The sequence below is a fragment of the Denitrobaculum tricleocarpae genome (genome assembly GCF_007004665.1).
Lineage (GTDB): Bacteria > Pseudomonadota > Alphaproteobacteria > Kiloniellales > Kiloniellaceae > Denitrobaculum > Denitrobaculum tricleocarpae.
The window spans coordinates 13772-40353 of record NZ_ML660061.1 but is presented as its reverse complement, the minus strand read 5'-3'; the positions used below and the strand labels follow the sequence as shown (position 1 = coordinate 40353).

The window sequence follows — 26582 nt, the reverse complement described above, 5'->3', positions numbered from 1 at the left end:
GCCTGCTGCGTTGGCTTATGTTATGTGGATGAAGTTTCCTCGTGACGCCGACCTCGGCGGCTGGCAACTCCCAGACCGAGCAGCGCAACACCGAAGAGCAACAGGGTTCCGGGCTCGTCAACTTGGATCGGGCCGCCAGAAGCCAGAGAGAAGACCGCAAAGGTGTCGCTGGTAAACGTAAAGTAATCCAGAGATGGTTGCGTGAAGGATCCTGACGCAAAATCAACAGCATTGTCGGCAAAGTTTCGCGCGATCATTGCTTCGAACCTGTTTGCGCTGGTGACTTGATAAGGAATCGAGGACCAGCAAACAGCAAGGCCTTCGCACCCTCGTGTCAGCTCTGGATCAGAACTGAACAGGCCCTCGGCTGTATCCTGAAATACCTGCTCAAGCAGCGCGGTCGCCGCCTCAAACGCAGTTTGGAAAGATGTAAAGGTGAAATCCGACGCTGCGTTGTCGCAACCGGAGAAAAGACCGATGCAAGTGCCGTCGGTGAACGAAACATCGTATAGCGTCCCACTAACATTGACATTCTGAGCACCGACCAGTTGTCCATCAACAATATCGAGAATGACTGTGGCATGAGCGTTGGAGGTAAATCCGAATGTCGCAGCAACGCCGACGAACGTCGAAATCGCAAATGCGTAAATTTTCTTCACGCCTGTCGCTCCTTATCTATGGTTTTATTTAGGTCAAAGCGCGTCGAATCAAGCTTCGGCGCGAAAAACCTCCAAAGTTGTTTTTGTCCTTATCTTTGTTCTATCAAGGAAAAGATTAACGAGGCGTAAAATTAATTTAAAATTCGTCGAAAAATCCGCCTTCTTACAAATAATCATGCATTTTCAGTATTTTGGCGCACCTGCAATCGGAAACCCTTAAAAATTCGGTTCATAGAAACACCTGTTTAGGCTGTGAGGTTCAGAAGAAGCAGAGGAGTTTTACAGTTCGAAAAAGTGTATCTTTTTGGTTGAATTCAGCCAAAAACCTGCGAGAAGTGTGAACTTTCAAAAAAGTCTCCGGTTGCAGGATCCGAAGCCTGAAAATCAGAGATCTAAAACAACCTCACCGCCCTCTTCGCGGGCGCGCGAACAACAGGTCATCATCTTTTCGACACGTTCTTTTTTGCCCAGCACAAAATCCCGGTGCTCGACATCGCCTTCCGTGTAGCGGGCCACACAAACGCCGCAGATGCCCTCGGAACACTTCACATCGATATGAATACCCGCCGCACCCAGCACGTCGACAATGGACTTCTCGGCCGGAACGTCAAAACTGCGGCCGTCATTCGCAAGACGCACTGTAAATTCGTGGTTTTCATATTCGGCGTCATCCGGCACGGAAAAGTACTCCCGGTGCAGCGCATCCTCGGGCCAGATATTCTTTTCTGCCGCTGCGAAGACCGCGTCCATGAAGTTTGACGAACCACAGGTATAGAGCTGATCACCGCTGCCGTAACCCGCGAGCAGGTCGTCAAGATCTGCGCGTTTGCCCTCGGCGGAAAAGAAAAAGCGGACGCGGTCCCTCCATGGCGCCTGCTCCAGATCTTCGACAAATCCTGCCCTCTCACGCTGGCGCGCGCAGTAAAAGAGAGAAAAGTCGGCGCCCTTGGCATGCAGTTGGTGCGCCATGGCGATCAGGGGCGTCACGCCGATACCGCCGCCGATCAACAGGGTTTTGCCCGCGCTATCGGCCAAGGGAAAATGATTGCGCGGCGGTGAGATGAAAACCTTTCGGCCCTCCTCAAAGATCCGGTGCATCAGTTTCGATCCCCCCTTGCCTTCTTTTTCCTCCAGGACACCAATCACGTATTTGGACCGGTCTGCCGGATCGCCGGCGAGGCTGTATTGCCGGAAGTATTCAGGAGCCACCACCACATCGATGTGCGCGCCTGCATCGAACGACGGCAGGTCAGCACCATCGGGCGCGACAAATTCGTAGCAGGCAATGTCCTTCGCCATCACGCGCTTCTTCGACAGCGTCACCGGCATCACCGGCGGGGGTCCCTCCGGCATCCGGAATTGCGGCACCAAGTCCTCGGTCTCTCCCTTTGCCAGGCGCGCCTTATGCTCCTCCGGACTGAGAAGAGCCTGAAAAGCCTCCAGACCGGCTTCCCGGTCCATCGGGAAAGGCACGGGATAGGGCGGTGGCGCCAGGTGCGCGGGGTAAACCGCGAGGGTTTGGTCTTCGGGTTTCAAATCCAGATCGAGGCTCAAGGCCCGGGCGTTGGTTTCCTTGGCCGGGATGTAACGGCCGTCCGGCTGCAGTTCCAGGTCCCACCACCACTTTTTCACTTTATTGATCTGGCCGTTGCCGACCCTGTCGTCGAGCCTGGCCAGCCATTTGGCCGCCTTGGGATAATGCATCGCCAGCCAGCGGAAGGGCGCCTCTTTGAACAGCCCCTCGAGGTTCCAGGGACAGGTCTTCATGCAACGGCCGCACATGCTGCCCAGCAGGTTGGTGATCCGATAACGCGCGCAGCGTTCCGAATCCGACTTCCAGATTTCGTAGCCGTTGAACATGACCTTGGGACCGGCGGTGATCGCCCCGGCCGGGCACTCGCGCGCACATTTGTTGCAGTTCTCGCAGAAGGTCTGCATACCGAAATTGATCGGCTTGTCATAGACAAAGGGCATGTCAGTGGTCACGACGCCCGATTTGAGTCTCGGTCCCAGGTAGGGGTTCAGGATCACCTCACCGATCCGGCTGACCTCGCCCAGGCCGGACAGCAGCAGCAAAGGTGGCTGGAGGACCTCACCGTCCAGAACGGAATGCACCCGCGCACCGTAACCCAGGCGGCGGATCTGCTCGGCCACAATGCCCCCGATCAGGGAAGAGCGCAGATAGGCGCGCATGGACTGCGCGGCGGAAATCCAGTCGTCCCCGCTGGTCGCGTCCATGGTCTCGTGGCCCTGGTCGATCAGGATCGAAATCGCGTTCTTATGATAGGGCTCGATTTCGTTCCCGGCGGCGTCGTGGGAGTAGTAGGTCCAGTCGGGCGCGGGAGAGAGTCCGACGGCATCGGCCCCGAGGTAGTAAAGGGAAGCTTTCACGTTGTCGGCGTTGCACTGGGAATCTTGCGCAGACTTCGCGATTTCCGCCGCCGGCTGCCCGTCCTGTAACAGAATCAGCGCGCCCAAGGCCCGCCGGGAGCAATAACCCATCGGGTTTTTCAGAACGTAACAACCGTTTTTCGAGCCCTCCTGCACCACCTTGCCCATGTCACCGAAGAGCGCACGGGCAAACATATCCGTGCGCTTGGGCACACGGGGCACACGGGCAGAGTCGATGAAGGTGGTGGGTTCTTCCTGCTGCCTGATCTTCTCAAAAGGCAGAGCGCCCTTTGCGAAGGGCCGCTTGCGGTAAGGGGTTCGGTTAAACAGGCTTTTGAAGCTGCCTTTGCCGAGCCACCAGGCCGGACCGTGCGAACGCCAGCGATCGCCCAAACCACGCGGCGCGAGCGGCAGATCGGGTGCCAGCTCGAGCGTCGTGGTGATGGCCGCGAGACTGTAGCGTTCGCCGACATAGGGATTGCTCAGTCCAATGGACCCGTCGGCGCGTTTCTTTTTTTCGACCAGCCCAGCCGCCAGCGCCAGCTTCCCCAGATCCACATCCGAAGAACTGGCCGTATGGGCGCGCGCTTCAAAGCCCAGAATCCGAAGGTAGTTCGCCAGCACAACGGCGGTTTCCGCCGCTCTGACCGCGGAGCGCTGCTCCAGGGTCCCGGTGATCCAGTCCGATCCGGGCTCCTCCGGGTCCGGATCACGCGGATGTTCGACCAGATAGACCACGGCATAGCCGTGATGGTCCATCGGCGCAGGCTTCGCTTTCGCGGACTCTTTCACGTCCGCCATCACCACATCGATGCCGGATGCCAGCGTCTTGGGCTGGCTGCCCTCCAGTTGTGCGAGCAGTTGATCCAGCACTGGGTTGCGGAACGACTGCTCGAGAAATGCCGCCTTCGGCAAGGCGCAGATACCGGCCTGCGTCGCATCGAAGTAGTAGCCCGCGGCTTTAAGATGATCGCTGCGCTCCTCGAGACTGGATGGAATTTCCGAGCGTTTCTCTGCGATCAGGCCGTCCCTGATCGCGTCCAGCATTCCGATAAAGAGCGCCATGGGATTGGCGAGGCTCTCCGGACTTTCATCGTCGAGAAACGCGAGAGGCTGCATGACAGGGACGTCGAAGAGATCCGGCTGCGCCTCTTGCCGTTTCAAACGCTCGAGCGGATACGGCCCCAGGTGGACCGGCCTGTTTTTATAGGAAAACAACCGCATAGATCTCGTCCCTTTTGATCCGCCTGCCGTGACAGCAGCCCTGCACACCTGCAGAGAGCCCAGCCTCAGATGCCCGGCAAGGCGCCCTCTTCCTCCGCGAGCAGTTTGTCGATCAAGTGCCGGAAGATGTCGACCTCCTCGCCACTCAGTTTGCTGCTGAAGTGATTGGTCGTGCCCATGGATTGCGGCAGCGCCGCGTCCAGGCAACGCGTACCCTCTTCGGTCAGGGTCACATGGGTCGAACGTCCATCGCGCCCATCTTTATCGCGTCGAACCAGACCTTTGGCCTCCAGTTCACGGAGCACCCGCGATAAAGCCGTGCGATCGACGCCGATATGACCGGCAATCTCGGATGGCCGCACGATCCCTTCCAGGCCCACTGTCGGCAGCACACACCACATCAGGCGCGTGATCCCGAGTCCCGAAAGCCGGCGTTCGAAATCCCGTTCCATCACCCGGGCCAGGCGCGACACCCGGTAGCCCAGGCCGTCCCGAAGCCGGTGTGGCGCGATCGTTTGCTTCATGCGCTCAAGTTTCGGCAAAGTAATTAACATTGTCAACTATTTGCCGTTGCGTTCCGTCAGTCTACGGTCCGGCCGACTCGAAATTCACTGTCTCCCAATCCGCACACTGTTGATATGGAACGCGGTTTTGAAGCTCCGTGGATCAAGAAAAGCGTAAACCGCCACAAATCATCACCGCCGCTTCCAGCCAGCGGGTAGTGTGCCCTTTCGATAAGCTCGATCGCGTTTGCGGAGGTGCTGAATCTCGGCAATTCTGAGCATCGTATTGGAAGCACAAAGCCGGAGCCGCCGTGGTCACTCTTCTCACCGATGAAATTCCCTCGCCCATCGGCGGCATTATCCTGGTCACCTTAAGCGAAGGCAGTGAAGCAGACGCGGCACCCCCGCTCTGCGCCGTCGAATTCGACGACTGCCTTGACCGCCTGCAGCGAAACCTGACGGCACGCTTTGGGCGCTACGAACTATTGAAGGTCAAAAACTCCGGCGGACACTCAGATAAGATGATGGCCTATCTGGAAGGTGACGTGACAGCGATCGACGCGCTTCCCGTCGACAGTGGCGGCACGGAGTTTCAGCAGCAGGTCTGGAACGCGTTGCGGCACATCCCCGCCGGGCAGACCTGGCAATACGGCGAGATGGCAAAAAAGCTGGGACGCCCCGATGCGCCGCGCGCTGTAGGTGCCGCCAACGGGCGCAACCCCTTGTCGATTGTCGTACCCTGTCACCGCCTCATCGGCAGCACGGGTAAGCTCACGGGTTACGCCGGCGGGCTGAAACGCAAAGCCTGGCTGTTGGCGCATGAGGGCGCTTTGGCCGCTAACAGCTAAGGCGTCCGTCATTTGAAACCGGAGGAATCAGGACATCAAACCCTTCGCAAGGCCGGTCCGCAGGTTCGATTCCTCGTAGGCTTTACGCTGAAAGACCTCGCCCAGCATGGGCTCAAAGAACTCCAGCGGCTCGCTCGGATAATCCGGGTCAAAGGAAGCCTGATCCCAGCGCTCGCAAAAATCCACGCAGGTCTGGTAATAAGGATGGGCGCGGTACTTTTCGCGTTCGTACTGATCCCAGCCGTAGTGATGGGCGTAGTAGACCATCTGAAAGGCGCCGTGGTGTTCAACCACCCAGGTAACTTCGTCGCGCACAAAGGGGCGTAAAATCTCCGCAGCGAAGCGGTCATGATTCTGTGGGGCCAGGCCGTCGCCGATATCATGCAGCAAAGCCGCCACCACCCAATCGAGGCCGGCGGCATCGCGATAAGCCCGCGTCGCCGACTGCAAAGCGTGCTCAAGACGGGTGATGCGGTAGCCCGGGATCGTTTCTTCCGCCTGCAGACGCAACGCGCGCAACAGGCGCTCGGCCGTTCCCCGATTGTGTGCTTCCTCCAGCCCGCGCAGATAGAGATAGTCTTCCCTGGTGCCCTCTTTCATCTGCGTGAAAGAGACCACCCGCTGTTCAGACCCTGTTTGGGTGGCGGAACCAACTTCAGACATACCTTCCTCCATGGTGTTCTCTCTTCAATACGCGCCCTTCATCAAAACATCACCAGGCATCGTGAACCTGGGCATCCTGAACCTGGGCATCCTGAACCTGGGGCATCGTGAACCGCGACATCATGAACCGGGCACCATGACTAGCCTAAAGATCGTGTCCCAGAAATTACGGATTCCAAATTTCGAATTCCATATTCAGTGTTTTAAACACAAACCTTTAATCTGTGAGTTTCACACGTCGAAGAACGGCACTGGCCGCAAGCGACCCGTCACGCAATCAGCTAGGCGGTAAACCCGGAGACAAGATCCTGCAGGACCGGTTTGGCATTCTGTGTGATCGACACGCCGTCGCCCATGATCAGACAATCGAGCTCGAGCTCCAGCAGGGTCTTGACACTGGCACGTAAGCGCGCCGGATCGTCCATCTTCTCGTCCGGCAGAAGCGAACAACGCCCTGGAGGATTGCCGATCACCAGATCGCCGATAAAGGCCAGCCGCCGCTCGCGCCAGTAAAGCACCACCTCACCCGGCGACTTGCCGGGAGCCGGCAAGACATGAAGCGGACCGACCCGGCTGCCCGGTGTCAGTTCGCCATCGATCTCGCAGCCTTGGCTACGGGCATGCCGGGCATCCTCGGCGTGGATCAGGGTTTTCGCCTTCGTCGCCTCACGAATACGGTTCGCGGCGCGGCTATGATTGCGGTTGGTCAGCAGGATCTCTGAAACGCCCTCAGAGACCAGGCGCTTGAGATCCCCATCTTCAGGCTCGACCGGATCAATGACGAGGTTACCTGACGGCAGAGTCAGGAAGTAGCCGTTGAAGTCGTAGCCATGGGGTTGCGACAAACGCGACCAGCAATGAATACCCTCGAGGATTTCGCGCATCGCCACTCCCATCTCTAGGCAACTGCAGGTCTCACGCCCACAGCCTGGACGCATTCTATCGAACATAGCCATCTTGGACCAGCGGGCGATGGTCTTGAGGCTTCAGGCGCCGGACAACGGCAACTTACGAGGCTTCCGCCTCGCTGTTGCTCCCCGAAATTCTGCTGGCCAGAGACGCCTCGAGGAAGCCGTCGATATCGCCATCCAGAACCGCGCCGGAGTTGGTGGTCTCATGGCCGGTGCGCAGATCCTTGACCATCTGATAGGGCTGCAGGACGTAAGAGCGGATCTGGTGCCCCCAACCGATGTCGGTTTTGCCGTCGGCTTCCGCCTGGGCAGCCTCTTCGCGCTTTTGAAGCTCATGCTCGTAGAGCCGGGCCTTCAGCATCGCCATGGCCTGGGCCCGGTTCTTGTGCTGTGACCGGTCGTTCTGACACTGCACGACGATGCCGGTCGGTTCGTGCACGATCCGGATGGCACTGTCGGTCTTGTTGACGTGCTGCCCACCCGCGCCGGATGCCCTGAAGGTGTCGACCCGCAGGTCCTTATCCAGAACCTCGACCTCGATCGTATCGTCGACAACCGGATAAACCCAAACGCTGGAGAAAGACGTGTGACGCCGGGCCTGAGAGTCGTACGGCGAGATGCGCACCAGGCGGTGCACACCGGATTCGGTTTTCAGCCAGCCATAGGCATTATGGCCTTTGATCTGAAGCGTCGCGGACTTGATCCCGGCTTCTTCGCCGGCGCTCTCGTCCAGCCATTCCACCTTGCAGCCATGCGCTTCCGCCCAGCGGACATACATGCGCAGCAGCATTTCCGCCCAATCCTGGGCTTCGGTGCCGCCTGCACCGGCATTGACCTGCAGGTAGCAGTCGTTCGCATCCGCTTCGCCGGACAGCAAAGAGGCGAGCTGTTCCTTGGCCGCCCGGTCCCGCAAAGCGATCAGAGAAGATTCTGCCTCCGCGACCGTATCGGCATCCTCTTCAGCCTCGCCCATTTCGATCAGCATGACGCCGTCTTCGACACCCTGTTCGAATTCCTTGTAGTTGGCGATGGACTGCTCAAGCTGCGTGCGCTCGCGCATGATTTTCTGCGCGGCGTCGGGATCGTCCCAAAGCGAGGGATCCTCGGCCAGGGAGTTCAGTTCGTCTAGTCGTCGTGTTGCGGCATCCAAGTCAAAGATGCCTCCTCAGCAGGGTCAACGACTGCGTAATGTCGTCAACCACCGCCTGGATTTCGGCGCGCATGCGGCCTCCTGTGCGGGTATTGGTTCGATCCTTTGCGACGGCATCCGTCAGAAAGGGCCTCACTCCGGATTTACTGCTGTTCTTTTACGGAATTCAAAGGCTTCTGTACAGACCGACATTTAGGATCAGCCAGGGCCGGGATCAGCCGGGGCCAGGCTCGGCCGGGGCGTTAAAACCCAACGTCGAACGCGTCAGTAGAGTCCGCCCGAAAGGCCTTCATTTCGTGGCTGAACCGGGAGCGCTCCGCCGCCGGTCTCGCCCGTAGCAGGCGAACCGCCGTCGATCAGCACCTGCTGTCCGCTGGGCACGTTATCAGGCTTGAAGGCCTCCAGCATCACGTTCCGGTCGCCGGGACGCGCAAGCTGCCCCGTCTCCGCGTTCAAGCGTACGATCCGTATACCGGGCGGAATACGGAAGGGGATCGCAGGCTGATCCTTCAGGGCTTCGGCCATGAAATCCCGGAAAATCGGGGCGGCGACCGCAGACCCTCCTTCACTCCGGCCCAGAGTCCTGGGATTATCGAAGCCCGTAAAGATTCCGACAGCCAGATCAGGCGAGAAGCCGACGAACCAGGCATCCATATAATCGTTGGTCGTACCGGTCTTACCGGCAAGCGGCTTGCCCACCGCTTTGATCTTGCGACCGGTCCCGCGTTCGACCACACCCTGCAGCATGGAAACGACCTGATAGGCGCTGCGCGGATCGGCAATCTGTTCGCGCTCATCTTCCAGTTCAGGAATCACGCCACCGGACTGATAGTCGGTCATGCAGTCCTCGCAAAGGCGCAAGTCGTGACGGTAGATCGTCGCCCCGTTGCGGTCTTGAATCCTATCGATCAGGCTGGGCGTAATGCGCTTACCCCCGTTGACCAGCATCGCGTAAGCCGTTGTCATCTGCATCAGCGTGGTCTCGCCCGCCCCCAACGACATGGAAAGAACCTGCTGCAGGTTCTTATCGATCCCAAAGCGCTGCGAATAGTCAGCCACCCTCTCCATGCCGATGGTCTGGGCCAGACGAACGGTCATCAGATTTCGTGACTTCTCGATTCCAACGCGCATGCGGGTCGGTCCGTAGAATTTCTTGGTGTAGTTACCGGGTTTCCATTTTCCGAGGCCCGGCCCCTGGTCGATCACAAAAGGCGCATCGAGAATGATGGTTGCGGGCGTGTAGCCACTGTCCAGTCCGGCCAGATAAACGAAAGGCTTAAAGGACGAGCCCGGCTGGCGCTTTGCTTGTGTGGCGCGATTGAATTGGCTCTGCTCGAAGGAGAAACCGCCCGACATCGCCAACACCCGGCCCGTGTGGGGATCCAGCGCCACCAGCGCGCCGTCGATCTGGGGCAATTGACGCAGGGCGAAGGTCCCGGCTTCGTAGGCCTCACCCTCTTCATTCGCCTCAACCGGCTCAACCAGAACCACGTCCCCGACAGCAACAACATCGGAAGGCTTGCTTGGTTTCTCGCCAAACCTCTGATTTTTAAGCCATTTACGAGCCCAAACGAGCTCACTCATCGGCAGTGTGCCCTCTGTGCCGTCCGCCAGTTGCACAGCGGCCGACTGAGCACCGACCTCGAGCACGGCGGCGAGACGCCAGGGCTTCGCGCCGGCGGGCAGTCTGATCTCCGCCAGCTTCTCTTGCCAGTCGCCGCTTTCCATGTCCAGCTGTGCCACCGGACCGCGCCAGCCATGTCGCCGGTCGTAGGCCAGCAGCCCGTTGCGGAGGGTCAGATCGGCAATCCGCTGGAGCCGTGGATCCAGGGTGGTGCGAACCGACAGGCCGCCTTCATAGAGCTTGTCATTGCCGTAGAGCTCAACCAGTTCACGCCGGACTTCCTCGCTGAAGAAGTCGGCATCGACGACCTCGGTAACATCCCGCCGCCGGACCTCAAGTGGAGAGTTCCGCGCGGTTTCGGCCTCTTCAGGTGTGATCTTGCCGTCTTCAAGCAGCCGCCGGAGCACCCAGTTCCGCCGGGCGACTGCGGCTGCATGTTTACGGACAGGGTGATAGTTGTTCGGCGCCTTGGGCAAGGCAGCCAGATAAGCCGCCTCGGCAATCGTCAACTGATCGAGCGGCTTGTTGAAGTAGTTCAGGGCCGCTGCTGCAACACCGTACGAGCCGCCCCCCAGATAAATCTCGTTGAGATAGAGATCGAGGATACGGTCTTTGGAAAAGGTGCGCTCGATCCGGAAGGCAAGCAACGCCTCCTTGATCTTGCGCTCGTAGGAAACCTCGTTGGTCAGGAGGAAATTCTTCGCCACCTGCTGCGTGATGGTCGAAGCACCAACCAGACGCCGTCCCTGGCCGATATTCGCGACGTTCGTCACGACCGCGCGAAGCAGTGAGACGAAGTCGACCCCGGGATGCTCGTAGAAATTCTTGTCTTCCGCCGAGAGAAAACTATTCACGACACGCTTTGGAATCGCCTGAATGGGAACGTAGACACGCCTCTCGATGGCGTATTCGCTCATCAGACGTCCATCGCCCGCGTGAATGCGGGTCACCATCGGCGGTTCATAGTCCGCAAGCTGTTTGTAATCCGGCAAGCCGCGGCCGTAGTGGTGCAGCGCGTAAAATCCGCCGACCACAGCCGCCAGGCCCACAAAAACCAGGAAGCCCAGACTGAAGACAAAAAACCTAAGCATATTCTCCGTTCGCTCTGCAGCCGGGTTTGGTAAAGCAGGCTGTCGTTTACCGGCGAGCGATGCCCGTTCCGTTAAATAAACGCCGAAAGACCGCGCAACATCCTGTCATTATCATAAGCTGGCGTATGCTTTCAAAACATACGCAATAATACCTAACAAATGATCAGTGCCACGCTTCCCACCCCGATCTGTTAACAGACTAACAAATCAATGCGCGAGAGGGTTCCTGAACTTTTCCTCACACCCTGGATATTGGGTCGTTCAGTAACGATTAAAAGTCTGATTTTGCTGAAAATAGTTACCGATCGATCGCGATAGTGCGGACATCAGCTTCTTGCGGTAGCCCTTATCGCGCAACCGTTTCTCCTCTGCCCGGTTCGAAAGATAGCCGATTTCAATCAGCACCGAAGGAATTGTGGGCGACTTCAAAACCGCGAATCCGGCGTAGCGGTGCGGGTTTCCGAGCAGGTTCGCGACCTGGCCCACCTCATCAACCACATCCGCGGCAAACTGATTCCCCTGGTTTTTCGACTCGCGCTGCGCCAGATCGATCAGGATATCGCGCACCACTTCGGTTTGCTCGGAAAGATCGAAACCGGCGATGATATCCGCCTTGTTCTCTTTGGCCGCGAGACTCCTGGCCTCGGCATCGGACGATTTCTCAGACAGTGTATAAACCGAAAAACCTTTGATCTTTCTGGATTTATGGTTGTTCGCATGCAGCGACACGAAGAGATCGCCGTTTGCCTGGTGCGCGATCTTGATCCGATCGCGCAACGCCAGAAATACATCCCGGTCCCGGGTCAAAACCACGCGAAACCGTCCGGTTGCCTCCAATTGACTCTTCAATTCCTTGGCATACTCCAGAGCCAGGTCTTTCTCCAGCAGCCCACTGACACCCGTAGCACCAGGGTCTACGCCGCCATGGCCGGCGTCAATTACGATGGTCGGCCGCCGGTCGCCCGCCGGCTTGGGTTGCACCGTAGCCGCGGCTGCCGTTTGTGTGGTCCGGAGAGGTTTTTCCGAAGAGGCGCCAAGACGCTCCGCAGGGGCCGCATTGAAAGCCGCGAGGGTGACGGGTTCGATGTCGACCACAAATCGGTGCGGACGTCCGTCCTTGGGGGGCAGAACAAAGGCGCTTTTGACCAGGACCGGTTGCTTAAGGTCCAGGACCACGCGGCTGGTCCCCGGCGCAAAAAGCCCGAACCGCAAGGCGTTGATGGCGCCGGCGCCCTCCGGAATTTTGCTCTCGGGCACCGACCAATCGAGTTCGGGCAGGTCGATGACCACCCGAAAGGGGTTCGGCAGCAGGAACACGCGGTAGTTCGGGGCTTCGGACAATTCGAGAACGAGTCGCGTCTTATCCGGGTGCTGGCCGACACGAATATCCAAAACGGCAGGCTTGGCCGCCGCCTCATGGGCTCCAAGCAGCATGACCGCCAAAATCAGGACTAGACGTTTCATGGGCCGAATCTCATGGTCCGAATCGGGTAGCAAAGGCTGGTTCAAGCGGCAGCATTCTCACGAGATGTATCCGATTCACGGGATTGCAACCAGAAAAAACGTCAGGAATCGCGGCTTCGCAGAAGCAGCTCCCGGCCTTGCGCCGAGATCGCTCTCAACGACGGACGGGTCTGCCCCAACTGAGAACCGAGGTCCGGAGACTGTCGCGACTCTGGTCAAGACACGCCAGGTATCCGCCGAAAAAATAACGAAAAATTAGGGTGTGACACATACAGGGCAGTACTGTTACTCTGCACACGGAACGTTCTTAACCACAAAAGATGCCGCGCTCCTATGGGATCGGCGTCGGAACGGTTATCCTCGACGGACTGACGGCACGGCACCTTAACACCCAAGACGGGTCCCAACAGCGGGAAGGAATGGCCGTCATCACCGGACGCGGAAGTGCCGAGAGTAAAGAACAGCGACAACGACCAGCGAAGCTTAAGCAGAATCGGCCCGCTTCGCACAAAATTCAGTGTTTGCGCGCCTTGCGCGCAGACAAAGGCAAGCGTTCTCCGCCGCCGACGGCCGCGTTTGAACGCAATATCGTGAGACCCTTGGATGGTTTGTAACCAACCACTACAGATTTACGCGCCCCGCCCCGCCATAGCTGCGGCCGGCGTAGGATGCGCGTTGGAGTTTCCAATTAATGGCAAAGCGTATGTTAATCGATGCCACCCACCCGGAAGAGACGCGGGTGGTGGTTCACAATGGTTCTCGTCTCGAAGAGTTCGATTACGAAACAGTCTCTAAAAAGCAGCTCAAAGGAAATATCTACCTCGCAAAGATCACGCGGGTAGAACCTTCGCTTCAGGCGGCTTTCGTAGAATATGGCGGCAATCGCCACGGTTTCCTGCCGTTCAGTGAAATCCATCCCGACTACTATCGGATCCCCATCGCCGACCGCGAGGCTTTGCTGGCTGAGGAGAAAGCCCTCAAATCCTCCGTTCGCACGGGCGATGAGCAGGTTGATGGTTCGGATGACCCCGATGACGAAAGCCCGGCAGGCGAAGATCAGGCCGGTGACGCAGGGGCTTCCGACGGGGACGGCCCCGGGCTTGAGCCAACAGATCAGGAAACTGCCGGTTCCGACGACACCCAGCCCGAAACGGTAGCAGAGTCCGAGACCGCTGATCAGGAAGCTTCAGACGGCTCCGCTGACGAAGCCACCGAAGCTGACAGTGGCGAGAACGACGCTGCGGAGGTCGAGCAGGATGACACCGTCGAGGAGATCGAAGGCGAATCCAGCGTCGATACCCTGAGCGAAGATGACGACGACGAGATCGTGCAGCGCAGCCGGGCAAAACTGCTCCGCAAATACAAAATCCAGGAAGTCATCAAACGCCGCCAGGTCATTCTGGTGCAGGTTTCCAAGGAAGAACGCGGCAACAAGGGTGCGGCGCTAACGACCTACCTATCCCTGGCCGGGCGCTATTGCGTTCTGATGCCCAACACCAACAAGGGCGGCGGGATCAGCCGCAAGATCAGCAATGCCGGTGACCGCCGCCGCTTGAAGGAGATCCTGGGCGAACTCAAGATCCCTGAGGGCATCGCGGTGATCGTGCGTACAGCGGGAAGCCAGCGCAACAAAACCGAGATTCGCCGCGACTACGAATATCTGATGCGGCTTTGGAATGAAATCCGGGAGCTCACGCTGCGGTCCAGCGCGCCCGCCCTGATCCATGAAGAAGCGAACCTGATCAAACGGGCGATCCGGGATCTCTATTCCCGCGATATGGAAGACGTTCTGGTCGAAGGCGAAAACAGCTACAAGGCCGCGAAAAGCTTCATGCGGACCCTGATGCCGAGCCACGCCAAGAAGGTTCAGCTTTACAAGGATCCCGCGATTCCGCTGTTCCATCGCTACAAAGTCGAGGGCCAGCTTGACGCCATCCACAATCCCACGGTTCAGCTGAAATCAGGCGGTTACATCGTCATCAACCCAACGGAAGCGCTGGTTGCGGTCGATGTTAACTCGGGCAAAGCGACGCGTGAGCGACACATCGAGGAAACCGCACTCAAGACCAACCTCGAAGCGGCAGACGAAGTCGCTCGGCAGGTCCGTCTGCGCGATCTCGCCGGTCTGGTCGTGATCGACTTTATCGACATGGAAGAGTCGCGCCATAACCGCGAGGTCGAGCGCAGGCTGAAAGAAGCCATGAAGAACGACCGGGCCAGAATCCAGCTTGGCCGGATCAGCCCCTTTGGCCTGCTGGAGATGTCGCGTCAGCGCCTGCGTCCAAGCCTGGTCGAGAATTCGACCCTGATCTGTCCAACCTGCCAGGGAGTGGGCACGGTCCGGACCACCGAATCGACCGCCCTGCATGTTTTGCGTGCGGTTGAAGAGGAAGGCATACGCCGTGCGGGCGGAAGCCTCCTGATCAAGGTTCCGACCGCTGTCGCGCTCTACATGCTCAATCAGAAGCGCGCGCTCCTGTTCAACATCGAAGAACGCTACGGTTTCTCGATCGAGATTGCCGCTGACAATAGCCTGACTGCGCCCGACTACAGTCTTGAGCGGGTTGGCGAAGCGGGCGAGCGTACCAGCGATCATCGGGCCGAACGGCCTGCGGAACGTTCATCCGAACGCTCGCGTGATCGCAACAGAGACCGTCAGGCTTCAAGATCACGCGATGACGAAGACCTGCAAGACGAAAGCGTCGAAAGCTCTGAAGAGGCCGGAAGCGAGCGAAAACGCTCACGCCGCCGCCGCCGCCGGAAACGCGATGACGAGACCGTGGCTTCACCTGCGGAGGAAACCTCCGTCGTTGAAGGCGAGGAGAACGATGCGGTCTCTGCCGAAGATGCCGCGCGGGACGAAAACGGCGAAGGCGACGACGAGGAAACCAAGGCACGCAAACGCCGCCGTCGCGGAAAGCGGGGTGGCCGCAGACGCTCCCGCCGCAAGGAAAACGAAGACGGCGAGACGCTTGAGGGCGATGCCTCGTCAGAAGAAGAAACCGGGCAGGACGGCGCGATTGCTGCCTCCGGAAGCTCTGAAGACGAAGCGGCCGGCGCCCCCGTAGAAACGGCCGCGTCACCTGAAGCCGTGGTGTCACCTGAAGCCGTGGTGTCATCTGAAAGCGCGGGTTCAGATGCAGCAGCCGCTGATGCCTCCGAGGAAGCCCCGGCCGAGGAAACCCCGAAACCTAAACGCCGCCGCAGCCGCGCCAAGAAAAGCAGCGACAGCGATAAAGCGGCACCGGAAAAACCTGCCGAGGCGAAGCCGGCGGACCCGTCGGCATCTGCAGATGAGGTGGCCCCAGAAGAACCAAAAGCAGAAGAACCCAAAACCGAAGAAGCGCCGAAGAAGCGGGCAACCCGAAGCCGTTCGGCAACGGCCAAAACACCGCGTAGCCGGACTCGAAAGCCGGCGGCCGCGAAAGCGACCGAAGATGCAGTATCGGAAGAGACTATGGCTGCTGAGCCGCGGCCGGCTGAGCCCGCTGAGCTGGTCGCTCAGGACACTGCCGTGCGGGAACCTGCGTCGCCGGAGCCCGTAACCGCGGCGATTTCCGAACCCGTGCAAGAAACCTCTGGTGCCCAAGGCGGCGAAGACGGCCAGGCCGGTGAAGAAGGTGAAAAACGCCGCGGGTGGTGGTCGCGTTGGGTCTAACGACGCAGTCCGGACCTGAATGCTGCTTGGTAGTTTGACGCACAAGTGACCCGCGATTACCTCTTCAAGATCTGCGGGTGAAGAGAATGAAGCTCCGCTTTGGGTCGAGAAACCCGAAGCGGAGCTTCTTTTTATGGATAGCGACCCGTCGCTGGGCGGCGGGCAGCCGTTAAACCCAGGCCTGCAGCCGCTTGGCTGCTTCGGCAATGTCGGCTTCCGGCCCGGCAAAAGAAAACCGGAGGAAGTGATGTCCCCGTGCCGGGTCGAAGTCGACGCCGGGCGTCGCCGCAATCCCGGTCTCGGCCAGCATACGGCGGCAATAGGCTTCACTATCATCGGTCAAATCCGAGATATCCGCGTAGATGTAAAAAGCACCGTCGGCAGGGGCCATGGTTGAGAAACCGGCTTTGGGCAGTTCCTCAAGTAGAAGCCGACGGTTCCGCGCGTAGGTTGCCACATAACCGTCGAGAACATCGCCGCAATCAAAGGCCGCTTCGCCCGCGGTTTGAGACAAGGCCGGAGCCGAGATGAAGAGGTTCTGCGCCAGACACTCCGCAGGCCGAAGCAGATCTTCAGGCACCACCATCCAGCCCAGCCGCCAGCCGGTCATGGAGAAATACTTCGAGAAACTGTTGATGATGATGGCATCGGGGCTGTGCGCGAGCGCGGAAACCGCCCGATGGCCGTAGCTGATGCCGTGATAGATCTCATCCGAGATCAATCGGATATCATTTGCCGTGCAATAGCCCGCGAGGGCAGCCAGTTCCCCGTCATCCAGCATGGTACCCGCAGGATTTGAAGGGCTGGCTACAATCAAACCGTCCAATTGCCCGGCGCGTTCGAGCAGACCGACTGTCGGCTGAAAGCGGTGTTCCAAAGTGCTGGTCAGAAGCACCGGCTCCACGCCGAGGGCTTGGAGAATGTTGCGGTAGGCGGGATATCCAGGGGCCGCGAGAGCCACGCGGTCGCCCGGGTCGAACGCGGAGAGAAAACTCAGAAGAAACCCGCCCGAGGAACCCGTGGTCACCATGACCCGCTCCGGATCGACCGGAAGGCCATATTGATCCTGGTAGTGGCGGGCGATGCGCGCCCGCAGGCTCGCGGTGCCCCTGGCATCGGTGTAGCCGATCAGGTCTCTGTCCAGGGCGTTTTTAGCCGCATCGATCACCTTTTCCGGTGCCGGTGTCCCGGGCTGCCCGACCTCCAGGTGCAGAACCTCCGCCCCTTCCGCTTCGCGCTGGGCCGCAGCCCGCATGACGTCCATCACGATGAAGGGCGAGACCGCACGCCCGCGGGAGGCCACCTTCAACACCATCTTTCCCTCACACCCTTCGCTCTGAAGCTCGATTCCCTACCCAATTGGAGGTCGGGCTTGTTTATTGCACAAGGCTGGACAAACCGTGCCCGCGGGGATCGGCCTGGACCTCGCATGCGGCAGGCGATTGCACGATCCCCCTGGGACAGTAAATGGCGTTTGCCTGACCGATCTGCGGCACGATCTGTGTCACATGACCTTTAGCCTCGAGGTCTGCGACGGCACCGCTTCCTTCTTCATAGAAGGTGATGTCAGGCGCACCGCCGTGATGCACACGGGGCTCCGCCATGGAGGCGGACAACCCCTTGTCCGTAGCCAAACTATCCAGCATCAGCCGCACCAGAGAGGTCGAAGCCGCCGCGCCGCCGCTTGAAGAGCCCAGGAAGCGCAGCACACCCGTATTGGTGTTGGCGACAATCACGGCACTCAAAGTGTCGCCTCCATCGGAGAGCGCGCGCCGCGGCGCCGGAAGCAGCACGCCCGTGCCCGGTGCGACCCTGCCGGACCCGAAGAGCCCGTTCATGGTGAAGCTGCAGGAAACACCATTGCCGTAGGCATCACCGATCACAAACCCCGCCGCGCCCGGGTCACCGGGCGCTGTTCCCGGCACTGGAGAAAGCTGATCTGCCGGAGTGTGGCGGCCGGAATTGAAATTTGCCATGACCGTCTCTGCCCGCGCCTCGCTCAACAGCGTTTCCAGATCCTCTTTGGAACGGCCATCGGGCATTATCCAGCCGGTGCGCTGCGAAAAAGCCCGCATCGAGGCTTCGGCGAAAAGGTGCGAACGCTGTTCTTCGCTCGCATCCTCGTAGTCCTCGGCGGCCGTTAGCATCTGCCAGATCTGGGCGGCTACAATGCCGCCCGCGGCTGGCGGCGTCGAAAAGTAGGCGACATCGGAATTCACCGGAAAGCTCGCAGCCGGACGGATGCTCGGCAGACTGCTTCTGATATCTTCGACCGTCAGCGGAAGCCCTGCACGGGTGGATGCCTCTGCGAGCCGGTTGGCGAAGTCGCCGCCGTAAAAATAAGCAGCGCCGCGTTGCCGCACCCCGGCAAGAACCGCCGAAAGTTCAGTCTGTGCAATGGTGTTTCCCTCACGGGCCAAAGCTCCATCTGGCATTTCGAAGCGGCGTCTGAGGTCGGGAACTTGCTGCAGAGCCTGTCCTGCGACAGCCAGGTCCCGGGCAAAGGCGCGGCTCACCGCATGGCCGAAGCGCGCATATCCCTCGGCGGGAGACAGCATCTGAGCCCAGCGCAAAGTCCCGTACCGCGCGTGCAAGGCAGCCATCCCCCGCACATTTCCCGGAACCATGCCTCCCGAGGCACTCTGCCGGGGCAGGAATTCGAAGACTTCACTGGAGAGGTTGGGGGCATCGAAATAGACACAAACACCGCCACCGCCGATCCCGGCGCGCGAGGGCATAGTGACGGCCATCGTGAAATACATTGCGACGGCGGCATCGGCGACGGTGCCGCCATTGCCAAGCACATCGCGCCCGACGACCACGGCACGCGGTTCATCGCCCGCAATCAGACCCGCAAAACCATCGACGGGGGCAAACACACCCCCGGGTTCCGGGTTACTCTCGCAAGCGGCGACCAACAACATGGCGCTGCCAGCCAATAAAATGCGTCTTCCCGCACTAAAACGCAGGGATTTAACCATGTTCAGGGAGGTGCGTACGCTTGAGAAGAGTCCTTGCGCCTTGCCGATGGTGGCGTTTGCTGAAACTATATTCACGGTAACCTGATTAATCTGTGGGTCTAAGTTGGGATCTTGTGGAGCGCCTCGTTGAATCGCACGAATACCGACCTTAGGTTTATCTTTTGATGTCGAGACTTGACTTGTGATCAAACGTATCTTCTCCACCTTCGCGGCTCTCGCGGTTGTCCTCGCCTTTCTGGCGCCGGCGCCGCTGTCCGCCCAGGGCTTGAGACTGGTGCGCGACGCGGAAATCGAAACTACCATTCGAATCTACGCGACGCCACTATTCCAAGCGGCGGGCCTTAGCCCCCAGTCGGTTCGGATCTTCCTGGTCAACGACGACTCGCTCAATGCCTTTGTCACCACCGGCAACAGGATGTTCATAAACACCGGCCTCCTGATCAAGGCCGAGAGCCCGCTGGCGGCAATCGGCGTGATCGCCCATGAAACCGGCCATATGGCGGGCGGGCATGTTGCAATCCGCGGCCAAAGCATCGAGAACGCGCAATCCACGATCATCGCCAGTTACCTTCTGGGTATCGGCGCGGCGTTGGCCACCGGTCGTGGAGAGGCGGCCTCGGCCATCATCAGCGGCGGACAGGACGTCGCACTCAAGGGCTTTCTGGGGTACAGCCGCAGCCAGGAATCAGCGGCGGACCAGGCCGGCATCCGCCTGCTCGAAGCGACAAAGCTCTCTCCACAGGGCCTGCTCGACTTCATGGGCGTCCTGCGCGGTCAGGAAGTCCTGTTGGCGACCAGCCAGGATCCCTACCTGCGCACGCACCCCTTGACCCAGGAACGGATCAGTTTCCTGGAAAACGCCGTCGCCGCATCACCCTACAAGGATAGCCCGCCGCCGGAAGAACTCGTGCGGCTTCATGAACGCGTAAGGGCCAAGCTGATCGGCTTCCTCTGGCCGATTTCACGGGTCTTTCAGTCATACCCGGAAGACGACAATTCACTCGAAAGCCGCTACGCGCGCTCCATTGCCCATTACCGCGAGGCGGAACTGGACATCGCGCTGCCCCTGATCAACGGCTTGATCGACGAAAACCCTGACGATCCCTATTTTCATGAACTCAAAGGGCAGATGCTCTACGAGAATGCCCGCGGTGCCGAAGCCATACCGGCCTTTCAAATGGCCGCGGATCTGTTGCCTGACTCGCCGCAACTTCGTTTCGCACTGGCCCAGGCTCAGATCGAAGCGAACACACCGGAACTGGATCAGAGGGCGCTCGAAAACCTGACCTTCACCTTGCGCAGCGAACCGAACAATTCCTCGGCCTGGCGCCTATCGGCCATTGCTTATGGCCGCAGCGGTGACACGGGAATGACGGCCCTGGCGCTATCCGAAGCCGCACTGGCACGCGGTCGGGCACGCGAGTCCCTGCAGCATGCCCGCCGCGCGGTGAAAATTCTGCCCAAAGATACGCCCAGCTCCCTCCGGGCCCAGGACATTGAAGGCTTGGCTGAGAGACTGGTTGAAAAGCAAGACCGTTGATGGTCTGGGCGACACAGCAGTGCCAGCCATGCACCACAGCGACTGAGAATACGAGTGCGACACTGAGATAAACCGGGAGAGTTCCTGACGTGTTTTTAGAATCCACACGGGCCGTCCGCCGACCATCGGCAATCGGCCTCCATCTGTCGCTGCTCATGATCGGGATAATGCTTTACGCATTTCCGGTAAAGGCGCAGGATCAATCGACCGCTGCGGCACCAAGTGCCGAGGTCGAAAACATCGAAAAGATCGTCCGCGACTATCTGTTGCGCAATCCGGAAGTGCTGGTCGAGGCTTTGACGCTCTACGAACAGCGCCGAACCGAAGCCGAAGAGCAGCGCCGCCTCTCAGCCGTTTCAGACAACAAGGAGAGGCTGGAAAACGATCCCGCGTCACCGGTCGCCGGAAATCCGGATGGCGATGTCGTGGTGGTCGAATTCTTCGATTACCGCTGCCCCTATTGCCGCCGATCCGCCGATACCCTGGAGACAGCCATGAAAGCGGACGGCAACGTCCGCGTCGTCTTCAAGGAGTTTCCAATTCTGGGCCCGGAATCGGTTGAAGGCGCGAAAGCCGCCCTCGCGGCTGAAAAGCAGGGAAAGTATGAAGCCTTCCACTTCGCGCTGATGCGCGAACCGGGCGATATGAGTGCGGCTCATCTTCGCAGAATTGCGGAAGAGGTCGGTGTTGATGCCGACCTGATGGAACGCGACATGAAATCTGAAGAGATCAATGCTGCGTTGCGGAACAATTACGCGCTTGCCGAAGAGCTCTCGATCCGCGGCACGCCGGCCTTCGTAATTGGCGGAACACTTGTGCCGGGCGCGGTCAATCTCGAGGAGATGGAGCGCCTGATTGCCGAAGCCCGAGCCAACGCCAGCTGAAGCCGGCTCGCCGCGAGGGGTTGGGAAAACAACACCGGTTTCGGTCCTTGACTCCAAGGCGCTTGATCGGGTCTCCCGGGGAGCAAAAGAACTCTGGGAGACCACCGCATCATAGGGCCGAACTCAGAAATTGCCGCAAAAGCGCAGTTTAAGGTGAACCCCGCATTGCGCGCTCACGGCGCCCTGTGCTAACGCTTGGAAATCCAAGTCTTCCAGGAGTCATAAGTGGCCAGCGCGCCGAAAGTCCTGATTCTCAATGGCCCCAACCTGAATATGTTGGGCCTCCGCGAACCGCAGATATACGGGCACACAACCTTGAACGATATCGAGGAAAGTTGCCGGAAGCGTGCGGCGGCATTAGGTCTTGTGGCGGATTTCCGTCAATCCAACAGTGAAAGCAGCCTGATCGACTGGATTCAGGAAGCGCGCAACGACCAAAACGGCCTGATCATTAATCCTGCGGCTTACACACATACTTCCATCGCGATCATGGATGCCCTCAAGGCCGTCGATCTGCCGATCATCGAGGTGCATCTTTCGAACATTCATCAGCGTGAGGCGTTTCGAAACCTCTCTTACGTCTCAAAAGTCGCTCTGGGTGTCATCTGTGGCTTCGGCGCTCAGGGTTACCTGATGGCCCTGGACGCGATGGCGCAGCAACTTATCAAACAGCAAGAAGCATAATGTCGAAATTCGAAATCAATGAAGAAATAATCCGCTCTCTCGCGGGTTTGCTCGACGAAACCGGCCTCAGCGAAATTGAATACGAATCGCAGGGCCATCGCCTTCGTGTCAGCAAGGGCGCAGTCGCACAGTCAGTTGTCGCCGCACCTGCACCGGCGGCGGTTGCGGCAGCGGAGTCTGCCCCCGCAGCTGTTGCCGCTGACCAGCCGCTGGCGGGTGCCGTCAACTCACCGATGGTGGGCACGGCATACATGGCGCCCGAGCCCTCGGCACCGGCCTTCATCAAGGTCGGAGACATGGTCACGGAAGGTCAGACTCTCCTGATCATCGAAGCTATGAAGGTGATGAACGAGCTCAAATCGCCTCGCTCCGGCAAGGTAACAAACATCATGGTCAGCGACGGTCAGCCGGTAGAATTCGGCGAGCCACTGCTGACTATCGAATAGAGACGGGCGGAAGCCCCATGTTTGAGAAAGTTCTTATCGCAAATCGCGGTGAAATTGCGCTCCGCATCCATCGTGCCTGCCGTGAAATGGGCATTCAGACCGTCGCCGTCCACTCGACCGCGGATTCCGACGCCATGCACGTGCGTCTGGCTGACGAAAGCGTCTGTATCGGGCCGCCGGCCAGCAAGGACAGCTACCTGAACGTCGCGGCCATCCTCTCCGCAGCCACCATCACGGGCGCGGATGCCATCCACCCTGGCGTCGGCTTCCTCTCCGAGAACGCCGATTTCGCGGCGATGGTCGAGGAACACGGTTTCGTCTTTATCGGCCCGACGCCGGAACACATCAACCTGATGGGCGACAAAGTCGCGGCCAAGCAGGCCGCCGACAACCTCGGGATCCCGGTCGTACCGGGCTCCGACGGTGAGATCATGACCGCGGAAGAGGCTCTGCCCGTCGCCAATAAGATCGGCTATCCGGTCCTGATCAAGGCAGCGGCCGGCGGTGGCGGCCGCGGCATGAAGGTCGCCAACAACGATGAAGAACTGCGCCAGGCGGTTCAACTGGCCAGGACCGAGGCCAAGGCCGCGTTCGGCAACGAAGCGGTCTACATGGAAAAATACCTTGGCCGGCCGCGGCACATCGAAATCCAGCTCATGGCCGATGGCCACGGCAACGTCATTCACCTCGGCGAGCGGGACTGCTCCCTGCAGCGCCGGCATCAGAAGCTGCTCGAAGAAGCACCTTCCCCCGCCCTGAATGAAGAAGCCCGTGCCTGGATCGGCAAGCGCTCGACCGACGCCATGAAGAAGCTCGGCTACAAGTCGGCGGGGACCATCGAATTCCTCTACGAGAACGGTGAATTCTACTTCATCGAGATGAATACCCGTCTGCAGGTCGAGCATCCCATTTCAGAGGCGATCACCGGGGTCGATATCGTCCGCGAACAGATCCGGATCGCGGCAGGTCTGCCGATGAGCCTCACCCAGGAGGACGTTACCTTTTTCGGCCATGCCATCGAATGCAGGATCAATGCGGAAAATCCGCAGACCTTCATGCCTTCACCGGGAACACTGACCGATTATCATGCGCCCGGCGGCCTGGGTGTCAGGGTCGACTCAGGCATCTACGCGGGATACCGCGTACCGCCGCACTATGACAGCCTGATCGCAAAGCTCGTGGTTCATGGTCAAACCCGGAACGAATGTCTGATGCGCTTGCGCCGTGCCCTGGAAGAGTTTGTCATCGACGGAATCGACACCACGGTGCCGCTGCATCAGAAACTGATCGTCGACAGCGAGTTCATCAATGGTGACTATGATATCCACTGGTTAGAGAAATTTGTCGCGGAACAGGCCTAAAAGCCTTTTGGTTCAAAAAGATAGGCCGAAAGCAGCGTAGCTGATCCGGCGGTCTGAGGTGAAGGTCCCTCTTGCACTCTGGTCACACCGACCAATTTTAATTGAGAGCGGCCTTCAGCTCACCGGGCGATCGTTGTACAGAACCCGGGTTTTTGTAGATAATTGCGGACGGACATGGAGCTCACGCCGGACCTTCTGCTTAAAGCCTATACCGTCGGGGTTTTTCCCATGGCGGAAAGCCGGGACGATCCGGTTCTGCATTGGATCGACCCGGATCTGCGCGGCGTGCTTCCGCTTGATGCCGTCCATATCCCGCGCAAACTGCGCCGGAAAATCCGTCAGGGCGACTTCGAAGTACGTTGTGACACGGCTTTCGACCAGGTCATTCGGCTCTGCGCCGCCCCGACCGAAGGCCGGCCGGATACCTGGATCAATCCGACCATCGAGACCCTCTACAATCAGGTCTTTGCCCGCGGCTTTGCGCATTCGGTCGAGTGCTGGCAGGACGGCAAACTGGTCGGCGGCCTCTATGGAGTCTCGCTGGGCGCGGTCTTCTTCGGAGAATCCATGTTCAGCCGGGTTTCCGACGCCAGCAAAGTCGCCCTGATGCACCTGGCGCTGCGCCTCCGCAAAGGCGGCTATAAACTGCTCGACACCCAGTTCAACACACCGCACCTGAGCCGTTTCGGTGTGCAGGAGATCCCCCGTGACGAGTACCAGAAGCAGTTGGTACGGGCGATCAACACCCAGGCCCATTTCCCGGCCGAAGTGACCGGCGATGAAGTCGAAGCCTTCCTGAAATCCTCCGCCCCACCGCCGGAACAGGTCTAAGGAAACCTCAGGGCTTCACGAGAAATTCGTGATCATGGTCACACCTGTTTCGGTGAAATTTCCCATCTGCTCCAGGACCTTGGCACCCTCTGCCAGATCGACACTCCGCGTGATCAGTTTGGAGGGATCCACTTTCCCCGAGGTCACCATGGCCATCATATTGCCGAAGGTGTGGCCCGCCATGGCGTGACTGCCGACGATCTCCAGCTCGTGGGCAATCACCCGGTCCATGGGCAGCGGCGGGTTGTTCTCACCGCCCAGCAGAAGTCCGACCTGGACGTGGCGCCCTTGACGGCGCAGGGAGAGGATCGAGTTCTTGCAGGTTTCAGGATTGCCGAGCGCATCGACGGAGACATGCGCGCCACCTGCGGTCAGATCGCGGACCGCTTCGGCGACTTCGTTGGTCTGCCGCGCGTTGATGCTTTGCACCGCGCCGGCAGCACGGGCAAGCGCGAGCTGGTCGTCGTCGATATCGACCGCCACCACATTCGCCCCCATGGCCGCCGCGATCATCACCGCCGAGAGCCCGACGCCGCCGCAGCCATGGATCGCAACCCATTGACCAGGCTCTATTTTTCCCTGCTGAACCACGACACGGAAGGCGGTGGTAAAGCGGCATCCGATACTGCCGCCGACCTCAAACGAAAGGCTTTCCGGGAGCTCGACCAGATTGGCGTCGGCGTAGGGCACGGCGACGTATTCGGCAAAGGCGCCCCAACCGGTAAAGCCGGGCTGATACTGATCGGGACAGACCTGATGCTGGCCGCTGTGGCAGTAGCCGCACTTCCCGCAGCCGGAGACCACCGGCACGATCGCCCGCATTCCGGGTCGCCAGTTACGCACCTCGGGGCCTACGTCCATGATAATGCCCGAACATTCATGCCCAGGAACGTGCGGCAGGGATTTGATATCGGGATCGTGCCCCATCCAGGCGTGCCAGTCGCTCCGGCAGACACCGTTGGCCATAACGCGCAGCACGACGCCGTCGCCGGGTGGCGTGGGATCGGGCGCGTTTTCCACCCCGATCGGCCCCATAAACTCGTGAAAGAGCGCAGCGCGCATAGAATTCTCCCCGTTTTCTTATGGCCTTAGCTTAACCGCTTGCACTTCCGCTTCAGGCCTCTGGTTCGAGCTTAGCAAAGCAAATGCGTCCCGTCAGACCCGAATGGACCCCGGCGCACCGGCACAACGGAAAGGAGTGAGTTACCCCCTGAAAACGCTTCGAAAAGCCATACAAATGTCACAGCCTTCCGCACCAGATTTGTTCCCTGCCCTTGATCTTAATCAACGCGGCGTTGCAGCAAAAAGGTCTGAATGAAAAGAGCGGATCCCCCCGCTTTGGATGTTCACGATCAAAGGAGAGTCCGATGACCAAAACAGGCCGTTCGTCCGTCCTCGCGATCACGCTTGCATCACTGTTTCTGCTCGGTGCCTGCGCAAACGATGCGGAAATGACGACCTTGCGCAGTGAAGTCACTGCCGCAACGGAAACCGCCCGCATGGCGGAACAGCGCGCCATGGAGGCAGAGAAGTCTGCAGCAGAGGCCGCGCAGCGCGCGGCGGCGGCGGAACAGCGCGCCGCTTTGGCCGAAGAACAGGCCCGTGCCGCAAATGCAAAGGCCGACCGGAGCTTCCAGCAGTCGCTGACGAAGTAAGGGCAGCCGCTTCA

General features: G+C 59.5%; 20 protein-coding genes. 9 read left to right on the top strand and 11 right to left on the bottom strand.

Annotation, left to right across the window (positions count from 1 at the left end; translation table 11 throughout):
- Positions 1-20: 20 nt before the first annotated feature.
- From FKG95_RS23800 to FKG95_RS23790, 3 genes are all read right to left on the bottom strand, one after another.
- Positions 21-659 (bottom strand): PEP-CTERM sorting domain-containing protein, encoded by a 639-nt coding sequence (locus tag FKG95_RS23800; RefSeq protein ID WP_142898944.1) that lies wholly within the window; start codon positions 657-659, stop codon positions 21-23.
- Between the two features lie 384 nt (positions 660-1043).
- Complete coding sequence (locus FKG95_RS23795) at positions 1044-4274, bottom strand: 2Fe-2S iron-sulfur cluster-binding protein (protein ID WP_142898943.1); 3231 nt, start codon at positions 4272-4274, stop codon at positions 1044-1046.
- A gap of 65 nt (positions 4275-4339) precedes the next feature.
- Positions 4340-4798, bottom strand: coding sequence for a MarR family winged helix-turn-helix transcriptional regulator (locus FKG95_RS23790; protein WP_179954247.1), 459 nt, complete (start codon positions 4796-4798; stop codon positions 4340-4342).
- A 290-nt stretch (positions 4799-5088) separates the two neighbouring features.
- Between FKG95_RS23790 and FKG95_RS30255 the strand changes: the two genes are divergently transcribed.
- Positions 5089-5625 (top strand): methylated-DNA--[protein]-cysteine S-methyltransferase, encoded by a 537-nt coding sequence (locus FKG95_RS30255; protein WP_142898941.1) that lies wholly within the window; start codon positions 5089-5091, stop codon positions 5623-5625.
- 27 nt (positions 5626-5652) lie between these two features.
- Here FKG95_RS30255 and FKG95_RS23780 read toward each other — a convergent pair whose 3' ends face one another.
- The 5 genes from FKG95_RS23780 to FKG95_RS23760 form a co-directional block, all read right to left on the bottom strand.
- Positions 5653-6288, bottom strand: a complete 636-nt coding sequence (locus FKG95_RS23780) for an HD domain-containing protein (protein WP_218940346.1) — start codon at positions 6286-6288, stop codon at positions 5653-5655.
- Between the two features lie 281 nt (positions 6289-6569).
- Entirely contained in the window at positions 6570-7172 is a 603-nt protein-coding gene (locus FKG95_RS23775) for an MBL fold metallo-hydrolase (protein WP_179954246.1), read from the bottom strand.
- 124 nt (positions 7173-7296) lie between these two features.
- Positions 7297-8422 (bottom strand): peptide chain release factor 2 gene (gene prfB, locus FKG95_RS23770; RefSeq protein WP_142898939.1). Its coding sequence is split into 2 segments (ribosomal slippage): positions 7297-8352 and positions 8354-8422, totalling 1125 coding nucleotides; the frame shifts between segments, so codons are not numbered across the junction.
- A 191-nt stretch (positions 8423-8613) separates the two neighbouring features.
- The gene (locus FKG95_RS23765; protein ID WP_142898938.1) at positions 8614-11064 is read right to left on the bottom strand and encodes a penicillin-binding protein 1A; all 2451 of its coding nucleotides are present in this window, start codon (positions 11062-11064) and stop codon (positions 8614-8616) included.
- A 261-nt stretch (positions 11065-11325) separates the two neighbouring features.
- Positions 11326-12528, bottom strand: coding sequence for an N-acetylmuramoyl-L-alanine amidase (locus FKG95_RS23760; protein WP_246116883.1), 1203 nt, complete (start codon positions 12526-12528; stop codon positions 11326-11328).
- Positions 12529-13219: 691 nt separating this feature from the next.
- Here FKG95_RS23760 and FKG95_RS23755 point away from each other — a divergent pair.
- The gene (locus FKG95_RS23755) at positions 13220-16186 is read left to right on the top strand and encodes a ribonuclease E/G (protein WP_142898937.1); all 2967 of its coding nucleotides are present in this window, start codon (positions 13220-13222) and stop codon (positions 16184-16186) included.
- 169 nt (positions 16187-16355) lie between these two features.
- Here FKG95_RS23755 and FKG95_RS23750 read toward each other — a convergent pair whose 3' ends face one another.
- Both FKG95_RS23750 and FKG95_RS23745 read right to left on the bottom strand, forming a co-directional pair.
- On the bottom strand, positions 16356-17501 hold the full coding sequence (locus FKG95_RS23750; RefSeq protein ID WP_142898936.1) for a pyridoxal phosphate-dependent aminotransferase: 1146 nt from the start codon (positions 17499-17501) through the stop codon (positions 16356-16358).
- Between the two features lie 61 nt (positions 17502-17562).
- On the bottom strand, positions 17563-19242 hold the full coding sequence (locus FKG95_RS23745) for a gamma-glutamyltransferase (RefSeq protein ID WP_179954245.1): 1680 nt from the start codon (positions 19240-19242) through the stop codon (positions 17563-17565).
- Positions 19243-19348: 106 nt separating this feature from the next.
- On the opposite strand from FKG95_RS23745, the gene FKG95_RS23740 reads away from it, so the two are divergent.
- From FKG95_RS23740 to aat, 6 genes are all read left to right on the top strand, one after another.
- Complete coding sequence (locus FKG95_RS23740; RefSeq protein ID WP_142898934.1) at positions 19349-20707, top strand: M48 family metalloprotease; 1359 nt, start codon at positions 19349-19351, stop codon at positions 20705-20707.
- Positions 20708-20874: 167 nt separating this feature from the next.
- A complete protein-coding gene (locus tag FKG95_RS23735) occupies positions 20875-21591 on the top strand; it encodes a DsbA family protein (RefSeq protein ID WP_179954244.1) in 717 nt (238 codons plus the stop codon).
- Between the two features lie 225 nt (positions 21592-21816).
- The gene (gene aroQ, locus FKG95_RS23730; RefSeq protein WP_142898932.1) at positions 21817-22275 is read left to right on the top strand and encodes a type II 3-dehydroquinate dehydratase; all 459 of its coding nucleotides are present in this window, start codon (positions 21817-21819) and stop codon (positions 22273-22275) included.
- A complete protein-coding gene (gene accB, locus FKG95_RS23725; protein ID WP_142898931.1) occupies positions 22275-22721 on the top strand; it encodes an acetyl-CoA carboxylase biotin carboxyl carrier protein in 447 nt (148 codons plus the stop codon). Before aroQ ends, accB begins: the two co-directional genes overlap by 1 nt.
- 17 nt (positions 22722-22738) lie before the next feature.
- Positions 22739-24082 (top strand): acetyl-CoA carboxylase biotin carboxylase subunit, encoded by a 1344-nt coding sequence (gene accC / locus FKG95_RS23720; protein ID WP_142898930.1) that lies wholly within the window; start codon positions 22739-22741, stop codon positions 24080-24082.
- 174 nt (positions 24083-24256) lie between these two features.
- Positions 24257-24913, top strand: coding sequence for a leucyl/phenylalanyl-tRNA--protein transferase (gene aat, locus FKG95_RS23715; protein WP_142898929.1), 657 nt, complete (start codon positions 24257-24259; stop codon positions 24911-24913).
- Positions 24914-24928: 15 nt separating this feature from the next.
- On the opposite strand, the gene FKG95_RS23710 is transcribed toward aat, so the two are convergent.
- Positions 24929-25975 carry a zinc-dependent alcohol dehydrogenase family protein gene (locus tag FKG95_RS23710; RefSeq protein WP_142898928.1) on the bottom strand — a complete coding sequence of 349 codons (1047 nt, stop codon included), beginning with the start codon at positions 25973-25975 and terminating at the stop codon, positions 24929-24931.
- A gap of 305 nt (positions 25976-26280) precedes the next feature.
- Between FKG95_RS23710 and FKG95_RS23705 the strand changes: the two genes are divergently transcribed.
- Positions 26281-26568, top strand: a complete 288-nt coding sequence (locus FKG95_RS23705) for an Lpp/OprI family alanine-zipper lipoprotein (protein WP_142898927.1) — start codon at positions 26281-26283, stop codon at positions 26566-26568.
- The last annotated feature ends 14 nt before the right edge of the window (positions 26569-26582 follow it).

Excerpts from the sequence above, each read along its gene's own strand:
- FKG95_RS23750 (WP_142898936.1), bottom strand. The coding sequence starts at position 17,501 with ATGGTGTTGAAGGTGGCCTCCCGCGGGCGTGCGGTCTCGCCCTTCATC.
- FKG95_RS23735 (WP_179954244.1), top strand. The coding sequence starts at position 20,875 with ATGCTTTACGCATTTCCGGTAAAGGCGCAGGATCAATCGACCGCTGCG.
- accB (WP_142898931.1), top strand. The coding sequence starts at position 22,275 with ATGTCGAAATTCGAAATCAATGAAGAAATAATCCGCTCTCTCGCGGGT.
- FKG95_RS23710 (WP_142898928.1), bottom strand. The coding sequence starts at position 25,975 with ATGCGCGCTGCGCTCTTTCACGAGTTTATGGGGCCGATCGGGGTGGAA.
- FKG95_RS23760 (WP_246116883.1), bottom strand. The coding sequence starts at position 12,528 with ATGAAACGTCTAGTCCTGATTTTGGCGGTCATGCTGCTTGGAGCCCAT.
- aat (WP_142898929.1), top strand. The coding sequence starts at position 24,257 with ATGGAGCTCACGCCGGACCTTCTGCTTAAAGCCTATACCGTCGGGGTT.
- accC (WP_142898930.1), top strand. The coding sequence starts at position 22,739 with ATGTTTGAGAAAGTTCTTATCGCAAATCGCGGTGAAATTGCGCTCCGC.
- FKG95_RS23705 (WP_142898927.1), top strand. The coding sequence starts at position 26,281 with ATGACCAAAACAGGCCGTTCGTCCGTCCTCGCGATCACGCTTGCATCA.
- FKG95_RS23790 (WP_179954247.1), bottom strand. The coding sequence starts at position 4,798 with ATGAAGCAAACGATCGCGCCACACCGGCTTCGGGACGGCCTGGGCTAC.
- FKG95_RS23755 (WP_142898937.1), top strand. The coding sequence starts at position 13,220 with ATGGCAAAGCGTATGTTAATCGATGCCACCCACCCGGAAGAGACGCGG.
- FKG95_RS23780 (WP_218940346.1), bottom strand. The coding sequence starts at position 6,288 with ATGTCTGAAGTTGGTTCCGCCACCCAAACAGGGTCTGAACAGCGGGTG.
- FKG95_RS23765 (WP_142898938.1), bottom strand. The coding sequence starts at position 11,064 with ATGCTTAGGTTTTTTGTCTTCAGTCTGGGCTTCCTGGTTTTTGTGGGC.
- FKG95_RS23795 (WP_142898943.1), bottom strand. The coding sequence starts at position 4,274 with ATGCGGTTGTTTTCCTATAAAAACAGGCCGGTCCACCTGGGGCCGTAT.
- FKG95_RS23775 (WP_179954246.1), bottom strand. The coding sequence starts at position 7,172 with ATGCGCGAAATCCTCGAGGGTATTCATTGCTGGTCGCGTTTGTCGCAA.